Origin of the sequence: Belnapia moabensis DSM 16746 (assembly GCF_000745835.1) — a bacterium.
GTDB lineage: Bacteria > Pseudomonadota > Alphaproteobacteria > Acetobacterales > Acetobacteraceae > Belnapia > Belnapia moabensis.
Window position 1 is genome coordinate 1 of the sequence record NZ_JQKB01000121.1, and the last position, 10,199, is coordinate 10,199.

General features: G+C 65.3%; 10 protein-coding genes. 4 read left to right on the forward strand and 6 right to left on the reverse strand.

Annotated features, from left to right (window positions below; translation table 11 throughout):
• Window positions 1–1,670, forward strand: a 1,670-nt coding sequence (gene glgX, locus EP26_RS27630) for a glycogen debranching protein GlgX (RefSeq protein ID WP_157033862.1), incomplete at its 5' end; no start/stop codon positions are given.
• 439 nt (window positions 1,671–2,109) lie between these two features.
• On the opposite strand, the gene EP26_RS27635 is transcribed toward glgX, so the two are convergent.
• The gene (locus EP26_RS27635) at window positions 2,110–3,033 is read right to left on the reverse strand and encodes an alpha/beta fold hydrolase (RefSeq protein ID WP_043343885.1); all 924 of its coding nucleotides are present in this window, start codon (window positions 3,031–3,033) and stop codon (window positions 2,110–2,112) included.
• A gap of 505 nt (window positions 3,034–3,538) precedes the next feature.
• Here EP26_RS27635 and EP26_RS27640 point away from each other — a divergent pair.
• Window positions 3,539–4,588: a patatin-like phospholipase family protein gene (locus EP26_RS27640; RefSeq protein ID WP_052389773.1), complete on the forward strand. Its 1,050-nt coding sequence runs from the start codon at window positions 3,539–3,541 to the stop codon at window positions 4,586–4,588.
• 94 nt (window positions 4,589–4,682) lie between these two features.
• Here the strand turns inward: EP26_RS27640 and EP26_RS27645 are convergent, their stop codons facing one another.
• The 3 genes from EP26_RS27645 to EP26_RS38775 form a co-directional block, all read right to left on the reverse strand.
• Window positions 4,683–5,750, reverse strand: a complete 1,068-nt coding sequence (locus EP26_RS27645; protein ID WP_043343873.1) for a M42 family metallopeptidase — start codon at window positions 5,748–5,750, stop codon at window positions 4,683–4,685.
• Window positions 5,751–6,089: 339 nt separating this feature from the next.
• Window positions 6,090–6,563 carry a transposase gene (locus EP26_RS33935; RefSeq protein ID WP_169747519.1) on the reverse strand — a complete coding sequence of 158 codons (474 nt, stop codon included), beginning with the start codon at window positions 6,561–6,563 and terminating at the stop codon, window positions 6,090–6,092.
• A gap of 38 nt (window positions 6,564–6,601) precedes the next feature.
• Complete coding sequence (locus tag EP26_RS38775) at window positions 6,602–6,745, reverse strand: transposase (RefSeq protein WP_084113070.1); 144 nt, start codon at window positions 6,743–6,745, stop codon at window positions 6,602–6,604.
• A 340-nt stretch (window positions 6,746–7,085) separates the two neighbouring features.
• Here EP26_RS38775 and EP26_RS27650 point away from each other — a divergent pair, with 340 nt between their 5' ends.
• Window positions 7,086–7,319, forward strand: a complete 234-nt coding sequence (locus tag EP26_RS27650) for a WGxxGxxG family protein (protein WP_043343875.1) — start codon at window positions 7,086–7,088, stop codon at window positions 7,317–7,319.
• Window positions 7,320–7,722: 403 nt separating this feature from the next.
• Here the strand turns inward: EP26_RS27650 and EP26_RS27655 are convergent, their stop codons facing one another.
• Window positions 7,723–8,523 carry a MetQ/NlpA family ABC transporter substrate-binding protein gene (locus EP26_RS27655; protein WP_043343877.1) on the reverse strand — a complete coding sequence of 267 codons (801 nt, stop codon included), beginning with the start codon at window positions 8,521–8,523 and terminating at the stop codon, window positions 7,723–7,725.
• Window positions 8,524–8,847: 324 nt separating this feature from the next.
• Here EP26_RS27655 and EP26_RS27660 point away from each other — a divergent pair, with 324 nt between their 5' ends.
• A complete protein-coding gene (locus EP26_RS27660) occupies window positions 8,848–9,543 on the forward strand; it encodes an IS6 family transposase (RefSeq protein WP_052389774.1) in 696 nt (231 codons plus the stop codon).
• A 136-nt stretch (window positions 9,544–9,679) separates the two neighbouring features.
• Here the strand turns inward: EP26_RS27660 and EP26_RS37015 are convergent.
• Window positions 9,680–10,199: helix-turn-helix domain-containing protein (locus EP26_RS37015; RefSeq protein ID WP_211259585.1), on the reverse strand; the 520-nt coding region annotated here is incomplete at its 5' end.

Genomic DNA, 10,199 nt, shown 5'->3' on the forward strand with positions numbered 1-10,199 from the left:
AGGAGATGCGCGGCACCTATGCCGGCCTCGCTGCGCCGGAGGTCGTTGCCTATCTGCGTGGCCTCGGCGTCACCTCGGTCGAGCTGCTGCCCGTCCACACCTTCGTCAATGACGGGCCGCTGGTGGACAAGGGGCTCACCAATTACTGGGGCTACAACACCATCAGCTTCTTCTCGCCGGCGCGGCGCTATGCCCGCAACCCGGCCTTCGCCTTCTCCGAGTTCAAGGAGATGGTCGCCCGGCTGCACGACGCCAATCTCGAGGTCATCCTCGACGTCGTCTACAACCACACCGCCGAGGGCAACGAGCGTGGGCCGACGCTGTCCTTCAAGGGCATCGACAACGCCAGCTACTACCGGCTGATGCCCGACGAGCCGCGCTACTACATCAACGACACCGGCACCGGGAACACGGTGAACCTCTCGCACCCCCGCGTGCTGCAGATGGTGACGGACAGCCTGCGCTACTGGGCGACCGAGATGCGCGTCGACGGCTTCCGCTTCGACCTCGCCACCATTCTCGGGCGCGAGCCGCACGGCTTTGACGAGGGCGGTGGCTTCCTCGATTCCTGCCGGCAGGACCCCGTGCTGTCGCGCGTCAAGCTGATCGCGGAGCCCTGGGATATCGGCCCGGGCGGCTACCAGGTCGGCGGCTTTCCGCCCGGCTGGGCGGAATGGAACGACCGCTTCCGCGACACCGTGCGCGCCTTCTGGAAGGGCGACGAAGGCATGGCAGCGGATCTCGCCGCGCGCCTCACCGCCTCCGGCGACAAGTTCAACCGCCGCGGCCGCAAGCCCTGGGCCAGCGTCAACTTCATCGCGGCGCATGACGGCTTCACGCTGAACGACCTCGTCTCCTACAACGACAAGCACAACATGGCCAACGGCGAAGACAACCGTGACGGCCATTCGAACAACCATTCTTGGAACCACGGCGTCGAGGGCCCGACCGACGACCCCGAGATCCAGGCGCTGCGCGAGCGGCAGAAGCGCAACCTGCTAGCGACCGTGCTCCTTTCCCAAGGAACGCCCATGATCCTGGCTGGCGACGAGTTCGGCCGCACGCAGGGCGGCAACAACAACACCTATTGCCAGGACAACGAGATCAACTGGGTAGACTGGGATGGCATCGATGCGGCGGGGCAGGAGCTGGCGGCCTTCGCTCGCAAGCTCATCGCGCTGCGGCAATCCTTTCCCGTGCTCCGCCGCGCCCGCTTCCTGACCGGGGCCTATAACGAGGAGCTGGGCGTCAAGGACGTGGCCTGGCTGAATCCCGCGGGCACCGAGATGGAGCCGGAGCAGTGGGAGGACCCGAATACCCGCTGCTTCGGGCTGCTGCTCGACGGGCGTGCCCAGGCGACGGGCATCCGCCGCCCGGCTTCGGACGCGACCATGCTGCTCGTGCTGAACGCGCATCATGAGGCGGTGGAGTTCTCGCTGCCGGAACCCCCGGCGGCGCAGCGCTGGCTGCTGCTGGTCGATACCAACCGGCCCGAACTCGAGGAGCCGGAGCCCTTCGAATTCGGCCATCCCTTCACGGTCACCGGCCGGTCCCTGCTGCTCTTCGTGCTGCGGGCCGAAAGGGGCGGGGGCGCGATCCTCGCGGCGGCACGGTCCGCCCTGCTGGCCGGCACGGCACCGCCGCCGTTCCCGGCGGCGGGGCAGGTGTAGCTGTAACCGAAGGTCCCTGATGGTCTGCCTCGGTTGCTCCCCAGCGATCTCCGCGGAAGCGGTGTCGCTGGGCATAGCCTTGGCTGACCGTTTGCGCCTAGGCCCTCAACTTCGAGAACGCGCGCCGCGGAGGCTCTGACCACATTTTATGCCCTCCAGCAGCCAGTCGACAGGGCCGTTGGTGTCAGCATCTGCGAGGCGCACTCACTCCACCTTGACTGCCGGCTCAACGGACACTCGACCGAGACACCAGCGCGGTCACCGATCGCCTCCGAGTCGCGGACCGGCCCAGTTTTGAGGGGGGAAGATCGACGCACCTTGAGGGCAACCAGGTCTAGGCGGCACGGGGCGCTGCCTCAGGGAGGCCCTGGTGTGGCGAAGCACCCAGGCGGGGTGCTCCGGTAGAGGCCCCGGCGACCAGTTGGACCGGCTCCACGACCTACCGCGGCGCGGCGTGGTGGACCATGTGCCCCGCGCCTTTGACGATCCGCAGGACGCTGCGCGGGATGCGGGCCTGAAGCTGCTTGGCTCGGCCCGCAAAGACAACCTTGTCGCCTTCCCCCGCCATGATGACCACAGGCATCGACAGCGCATCGTAATGGCGGCTCAGGCTTAGCGCGCCCGGGATCATCAGAGCGCCATCCACCGAGGTCGCCCGGATCTGGGACGGCCGTAAGGCCATTGAGTCTGAATAGTTCGCCCGGAACCGCGCCGAGATTGGCGCCGGCGAGAACATGGCGCGCTTCAGCAGGGGCATGAAGAGCCGGCCCAGCCACGGCGAGACGGTGTAGCGCAGGATGTCCCCGAGAACCGGGATGGCCCCCGGCGCGACCAGCAGGACGTCCGGACGCAGGGTCCAGAAGTAGTAGCCGGAGAGCAGCACGAGACCTGCCGTGTCGGCCGGGTGCCGCACTGCCATCGAGAGCGCCACGATGGCGCCCCAGGAATGGCCGACGACGACCGGCCGCTCGACCCCGAGCCGTTTCAGGGCCTTGTGGAGCAACTCGGCCTGCTCCATCGCTGTCCAGAGGCGGCCGCGCGGGCGCTCGCTATGGCCGAAGCCGGGGCGATCGAAGACGATGACCCGGTGCGTCTCGAGCAGGAGCTCGGCCACGCCGCTCGTGTCGTAGTCGTCTCCGGTCACAGCATTGCCATGCACCAAGACCACGGGCTGCCCGGTGCCCCGGTCGGTGTAGTGCAGCCGGACGCCGTCCACCTCGATGAACCTGCCCCGGGGCGGATGCCTGCGCTCCGCCCGGCGCGCGGCGGCGTAGTTCACCAGAGCGAGTGTGGCCAAGGCCGCCGCGCCGACGAAGGCCGTCGGACTGGTGACGAGCTTCTTTGCCTCTGCGATCCGATTCAATGCTGTCTGTCCTCTGACTGGCGCACTGTCGCGCGCCTCATGCGCGGCGATGCCACACCCGCCGACCATGAGGCGGGCGGAATGCCGCAGGGGCGGAGGCGTGGCCTCTTATAGTTCAGCCTCACGCGGGCGGCCTTTCTGGAAGCACGCAACGGTTCCAAGAACATGGATCACGTGCAGCAGCGGGTTGTTGCATGAACACACAACATTTGAGTTGTACTTCGCGCTGCGGCAATCACGTTAGATACAAGTCTGGGGAGGAACAACGGAGATTCCTCCATGCCTGAGTTTCCCTTCCTGCTGGGCGTTTTTGCCCTCGTCGTGATCAACCTCGCCGCCCGCATCGCAATCTTACGGGGACACTCCGGCGACCTGCCGGCGCTGCCAAGCGAGCACTGATCTCCTCCGCCCCGACCGATTTTCGGATTTCATACTCATGACAGCACCCAAAAGTTTCGCCTCTGGCGGATCACATGGTCCGCACGCCTCGGCGCGCGCTCTGCCGGTGACGCTCGCCCTTCAGGGCGGTGGCTCGCTTGGCGCCTTCGCCTGGGGCGTGCTGGACCGCCTGCTCGAGGTACCCGAGCTCCGCATCGAGGTGGTGAGCGGCGCCAGCGCCGGGGCGATGAACGCGGCCATGTTGGCCCAGGGGCTCGCCACAGGGGGGGCGAGCGAGGCCAAACGCCTGCTAGAGGTCTTCTGGCGCCGCGTCGCCGTCGCCTCGGGGTCGCCCGACGCCGCGGGAGCCGGGTGGCTCTTCCCGTTCAGCGGGATCATGTCGCCGGTAGCGGATGCGCTGCGGCAGACCGCTAAGAGCCTCGCACGGCAGCAGATTAACCCGTTGGGCGTCAACCCGCTCCGCTCGGTCCTCAACGGCCTGTTCGACCCCTCGACCCTGAGCCGGGAAGGCGCGCCCGCGCTGGTGGTCTCGGCGACACGCGTCAGCACCGGCGAGGCGCGGCTCTTCCGCAACGCCGAGGTCACGGCGGAGGTGCTGCTGGCTTCAGCCTGCTTGCCGCAGTTGTTCCCCGCAGTGGAGATCGAGGGCGAGGCCTACTGGGACGGCGGCTTCGCCAGCAACCCGCCGCTGCGGGCATTGATCGAGGCCGGGGCGCCGGCCGACGTCGTGCTCGTCCGCACCACGCCAGTGGAGCGGCCTGGCCTGCCCCTGAGCTCCGCAGCCATTGTTGAGAGGACCGAGGAAATGACCTTCGGTGGTGCCCTGCGACAGGAGCTGCGCTCGCTTGCTTTGGCACAGCGGGTGCTTGCCGACCTGCCCTCAGCGCCGGGTGTCCTGGCCCGGTTGCGGGACGCGCGCCTGCACGTGATCGGCGCCGAGGAGGAGTTCCGCGCGCTCAAGATCGGCAGCCACCAGGACGCCAGCTGGGCATTCCTCCAGGAGATGCACGAGCTCGGCCATGGCGCGGCCGATTGCTGGCTCGAAGGCCATCTCGGCGCGATCGGGGTTCGTTCGACCATGGACCTGGTCGACTTCGCTGGGCCCATCCTCACGCCGCACATTGGCGTGCAACGGGTTGGCACATCTCAGGCCTGATCACCGGGGTGCCGCTGGTTGGCTATGACACCTGTGGGGAGAGCGTCCTAAAAGCGATCTCTCCGCGTGAGCATCGCTTAACCAGTGGCAATGCCTACCAAGGCGTGAGGTCGGTGTCAGGCGCCATGCGCCGGCAGAATGCAGCCATCAAGCGGGCACAGTTCTCCACATCCTTGAGGCTCAGCACTTCGCACGGGGTGTGCATATATCGTAGTGGGACGCCGAGCAGCCCGGTTGCCATGCCTGGCCCGTTGATCTGCATCGCGTTCGCGTCGGTTGGCGTGCTCCCCGGTGCGATCCGGATCTGGTGCGGGATGTTCTCCTCCCGTGCTGCTCGGCATAGCAGATCGAAGACGACCGGATTGGTGTTCGCACCGCGCAAAATGCTCGGTCCTTTCCCAAGGTCGAGCTGCCCATATTGAGCGGCGCTGACACCAGGATAGTCGATGGCATGTTCCATATCGACGGCGAGCCCGGCCTGCGGACCGATGCCGAAGGCCGAGGTTCGGGCACCCCGTGAGCCGATCTCTTCCTGCACGGTTCCAAGGGCGTAGACCCCCACCCCGGACGAGAGACCTCCCTCCTCGCGCAGCAGCCGCACCGTTTCGGCCACAATGAAAAGGCCTGCCTTGTTGTCAAAACCCCGCGCCACGGCGCGGTCCCCCACAAGTCGCTGGAGAGTGTACTGGAAGGTGGCGACGTCGCCGATCCGCACAATCTCTTCCGCCTCGGCACGGGAGCTTGCGCCGATGTCGATCCACAGTTCCTTGATCTCCGGCTTCTTCTGGCGCTCGTCCGGGTTGAGGAGGTGGATCGCCTTGCGGCCGATCGCGCCGGCGACGCGCTGCTTTCCATGCACCCACACCATCTGCCCGACCGGAATGACACTGTCATGTCCTCCAATCGTGCTGAAGTAGAGCAGCCCCTCCTCGCTGATGTGGTGAACGACGAAGCCAATCTCGTCCATGTGCCCGGCCAGCATGACCCGCATCGGGGCGTCCGGGTTGAGTACAGCCGTGACATTGCCATGCACGTCGGTGGTGACACGATCGGCATATCTCGCAGTCTGGTCGCGGTAGAGCCTCGCCACCGGGTGTTCGAAACCACTTGGTGAGGGAGCGTCCACCAGCGATCGCAGAAGTTCGAGGGAGTGTTCCCGCATGGAGGCTTTCTCCTGATGAGCACTGACCGGCGCAAGCCGCCAGTCGCAATCGTTGCTCAATGATAGTTCTTGATGTTCCGCTACCATCCCGGCGACAGGTAAGTCTGCGACAAGGCTGACGCCCGGCGTGCGGCTTCAACGAAGCGGATAGCCGTAGGGCTGCACAGGATTGACCCTCCTATATAAAATAGGCGTCGACCTGCCCTGTGCGGCTGACATCGGGGCTGGAACAAGAGATGGCTGCAGGGCACCCTTCGCCGATGATGGGGGTTTCGACCGGCACAGGGCGCGAACGGCGCCCCTAGGGTCTGTGACCGAACTCAGCGATGCGCAGGTTGATCATGGTGGCGACGAGATGGGCGAAGCCCATTCAACTGCGGCGGGTTTTGTCGCGTCGCGGGTGATGCGGGCAAAGTCCTTGAGTCGAAAGAACAGGTTTTCGATGTGGTGCCGCCGGGCGTACAGCACGGGATCCCATGTGGGTGAATCGGCCATACCTCGCTTGGGTGGAGTGTGGACGCTGCAGCCCGTCGCGGCGAAGGCCGCGCGGAGCGGCGCCGAGACACAACCGCGGTCGAGCGCCGCATCGCAAGCCGAGATGCCCGAAGCCAGTGCTGGCGCATAGCGCAGGTCCGAGTGGTGCCCGGGGCTGGTGATCAGCCGTAGGATGCGGCCTGCGCCATCGGCGCAGGCATGCAGCTTGGAGCAAAACCCGCTACGGCTGCGGCCAAGTGCTTCGGCGGTCGCCGAACTGCCGACAGCGCCACTCGCGGCGCGGTGGGCTTTGCAGGTGGTACTGTCCAGCAGCAGCAACCCGTCAGCTGGCAGGTTCGGGCGGAGCGCCTCGAAGATCAGCTCCCACCATCCATGCAGGCACCAGCGCGCCAGCGGTGATAGACGCTTGACCAGAAACCCAAGCCCTCGGGCAAGTCACGCCAGGGTGCACCCGTTCGGCAAATCCAGAGCGCGGCTTCGACGAAGCGGCGCAGTGCCATGTCATCACGCTTCCAGGCAAGGGGATTTGCTGCATCACCAGCATCAGCGACACCGATTGGGCGTCGTCCAGGCTTGTCCTGGTCATGGCCGCGTTCCTTGAAAGCCCCGAGACTTTCAAAGGTGGCGCGGCCAGAAACCGGATCGGAGCCAAACTAATCAGCCAGACAGTCCGGTCACAGACCCTAGGGGAACAGCGGGTGGGTGCGTCGTTTGGTGGTGCTGGTGCGCAGCATGCGGTTGTAGCCAAGATCCTCGCCTGCGGTACCGAGGGCCGCGGGAACGGAATGACAGCAGGATCGTTCGCCCACCGTCCGCAATCAAGCGGAGGAGGAATTCGACATGCGCCTCGCTACGGCCACTCTGCTACTCGCCCTTGTTGCCATGCCGGCCATGGCTCAAACCGGCACGACAGTCTCTCCAGGAACGACCGGCACAACGACGGCGCGACCGGCCGACCGCGATGACGGGTTCGATTGGGGGTGGCTGGGTCTGCTGGGGCTCGCCGGGTTAGCGCCGCTGTTTATGCGGAAGGACCGCGCAGGCAACGTGCATGCCGATCGCCCACGCATCTGACATGAGATAGCAGCCCGTTGACGAAATCGGCCTGGTTTGATTCCGTCGCCTGCAGGTGATGGCGGCGGGATCGCCAGGCGGAGATGCTGGTGGCGTGGTCGGAGATGCGGCGCTCTCCGCGCCACGTCTTCTACGACCGGCTGCAGTCGGAGCTTGTCGCCACTGGGTTCGACGGCTTCGTCGAGGGGCAATGCACGTCCTACTACGCCGCGCCAGCGTGTTGCACCGGTCGGCGGAGCAGGCGCATCGAGCCTGAACCGCCGACCGGTGCAACACGCTGTCTCCCACGGCCCGTCTCCTGTGCTGAGGCAAGGCACCGGCCCATCGGGCGCAACCCTCGCAATTCCTGCACAGTTCGAGGCGGGCCATCCCCGCCTCACACGGACATCTGGTCTAGGCACCATCAGGAGCCAGGAATGACCGCGCCGCCGAAGGTTTGCTCAACAAATTCGCGCACCACCGGATCGCGGTAGCCGTCCGCCAGGCGGCGGGGCCAGGGCTGCTCTGCATCGGCGCGGCGGACCACCACGAGGACGGTATAAACGCTTAGCGCCGTCCCCCGCACCAGCGCGTCGTGCAGCGGGTTCAGCCCGGCGGGAACGGCGAAGTTTCCGGTGATGGCAGCGGCATCCACATCCTCGAGCGCGCGAACGATGGCTGCTGCTTCCAACTCGATGATGCGCAGCCGCTTTGGATTGTCGGCGATATCGGCCACCGTCGCCCGATGGTCGGCGCCTGGCCGCAGTCGGAAAGCGCCACCTTCTGCCAGCAGCAGCAGCGCGCGGCCGCCGTTGGTCGGGTCGTTCGGGATAGCAATGCGGCCACCGGTCGGCAGCGCATCCAAGCTGCGATGTTTGCGGGAGAAGACGCCCATCAGCGTCAAAACGGTCTTGCCGACGGGAACGAAATCATAGCCCCGCTGGGCCCGCTGCGCCTCGAGGAAGGGCAGATGCTGATAGGCATTGGCATCGAGGTCTCCGGCCGCCAACGCCGCGTTCGGCTGGATGAAGTCGCCGAACTCAACGGCGCGGGTGATGAGGCCGTCCCGCGCCAGTACCCGCTGAACAACCTCAAAGGTTTGGGCATGGACACCCTGAGTGACGCCAACCTGCAGCGGGCGGGCGGTGGTGCCGAGGACAGCCGGCTGGGATGCCGCCAACCCAGGCATCAGAGTGGGCAGAGCGAGCACGGAGCGGCGCAGCATCAGGATGCTTCCTTTGGTTATGGGAAAGACGACGGACTAGCGAGTCCTCAAGGGATCGCAGGCTTAGGGCGAATAGGATTAAGCTCCGCAAGGCGGCAGCCTTATGGTGGGCGTGGAGATCAAGCCTTCCGTTACCCTGTGTGAAGCGACGCCAAGCATTCTTGGGAGGCCAAAACTCAGAGCCGGATCAGGGAAGTAGGTCAATATGCCTCAACCCTCTCCGAAGACTGCGCCATCCCGCCTCAACAGCGAGCGGCTGGAGCTGGCACGGGCTGGTTCCGTTGCATCGTTTGCGTATTGAGGCGATCGCAGCCACGCTGCGACATGGCAAGACGGCGGCTGGCGACACTTCGGGCGGACCTGACCTTCAAAGGCCGGCAGTTTACCGCCGAGGTGATCCTCTGGGCGGTGCGCTGGTACCTCATGTTCCCGATCAGCTACCGCGACCTTGAGCTCATGCTGCAGGAGCGCGGTGTCGACACCGCACACACCACCATCTTTCGGTGGATCCAGGCCTATGCACCGGAGCTGGAGCGGCGGCTCCGACCCCATCTGCGCAAGTCCAATGGGTCGTGGAGAGTCGATGAGACCTATGTTCGGGTGAAGGGCCGCTGGACCTACCTGTATCGGGCGGTCGACAGCCGTGGCCAAACCATCGACTTCCTGCTTTCGGCCAAGCGGGATGCCGAGGCTGCAAAGCGCTTCTTTCGCAAGGCGCTGAGACAGCCGCACACCGTGAATCCACGCACCATCACGGTGGACAAGAACCCAGCCTATCCCCGCGCCGTCACAGAGATGAAAGAAGGTGGTGAGCTGTGGCGACGCTCGCGGCTACGGAAATGCAAGTACCTCAATAACATTCTGGAACAAGATCACCGGCGCGTTAAACGCCTGGTCAGATCAGGGCTTGGCTTTGGCAGCTTCCACACGGCACGACGAACACTGGCAGGCTACGAGGCAATGGCGATGATCAGGAAAGGGCAGGTATACAAGGTTGGCGGACGAGACATGCGGATCTAAGCTACCTTTGTCGCCGAGTTGCTCCAGGCCGCCGCCTAATCTGGGGTCTGTCGCGGCCATCTGCGACTTGCCACAAACTTTGCAACGCAACCCCTTGGCCTACAATCTTGTGGCGATAGGGTAATACCCAAGCCCCCTATGGCGGGTGCCCGTCCACTATCGGCTCCTCCGTTACATTGGCCAAGCGGTCCTCGAGCGAGACTACGATCTTGGCGAAATCGCCAAAGGCCTCCTCGGCGCGAGCGGTCAGGATGTCGAGGGCTCGTTTGGTAGGGTGCAGTACCTTCAGACGGGCATGCCCTGGCGCCAGCTCAGAGGTAACCAGACCCTGGCGCTCCAGCGCGATAATGACCCGTGACAGCGTCGGCGCGCTAAGCAGGCCATTGGCTCGTACAACCAGATCTCGCTGCGCGATCTGCTCACCCCGCAAATGGGCGAGCAGCACTTCAAGGGCTACCCAGAGACCCTCGCGCGAGCGGTGTGGTGGGTCCTGTCCAAAAATGTCTCTTATAGCCTCGAACTGACGCCTCAGCCCCGTCAAATGCAGTGCCGCAACGGCCTCTGCTTGCGCATGAAGAGATGTACCCATGGACCGCAGAGGGTCGGGAAGGGTGTTCCGGGCGTGGGGGACAACCATAAGTGGTGGATTCCGCAAA

Coding starts and splice junctions, on each gene's coding strand:
- EP26_RS27645 (WP_043343873.1), bottom strand. CDS start 5,750: ATGCGGGAACACTCCCTCGAACTTCTGCGATCGCTGGTGGACGCTCCC.
- EP26_RS38775 (WP_084113070.1), bottom strand. CDS start 6,745: ATGGCACTGCGCCGCTTCGTCGAAGCCGCGCTCTGGATTTGCCGAACG.
- EP26_RS27650 (WP_043343875.1), top strand. CDS start 7,086: ATGCGCCTCGCTACGGCCACTCTGCTACTCGCCCTTGTTGCCATGCCG.
- EP26_RS27655 (WP_043343877.1), bottom strand. CDS start 8,523: ATGCTGCGCCGCTCCGTGCTCGCTCTGCCCACTCTGATGCCTGGGTTG.
- EP26_RS27660 (WP_052389774.1), top strand. CDS start 8,848: ATGGCAAGACGGCGGCTGGCGACACTTCGGGCGGACCTGACCTTCAAA.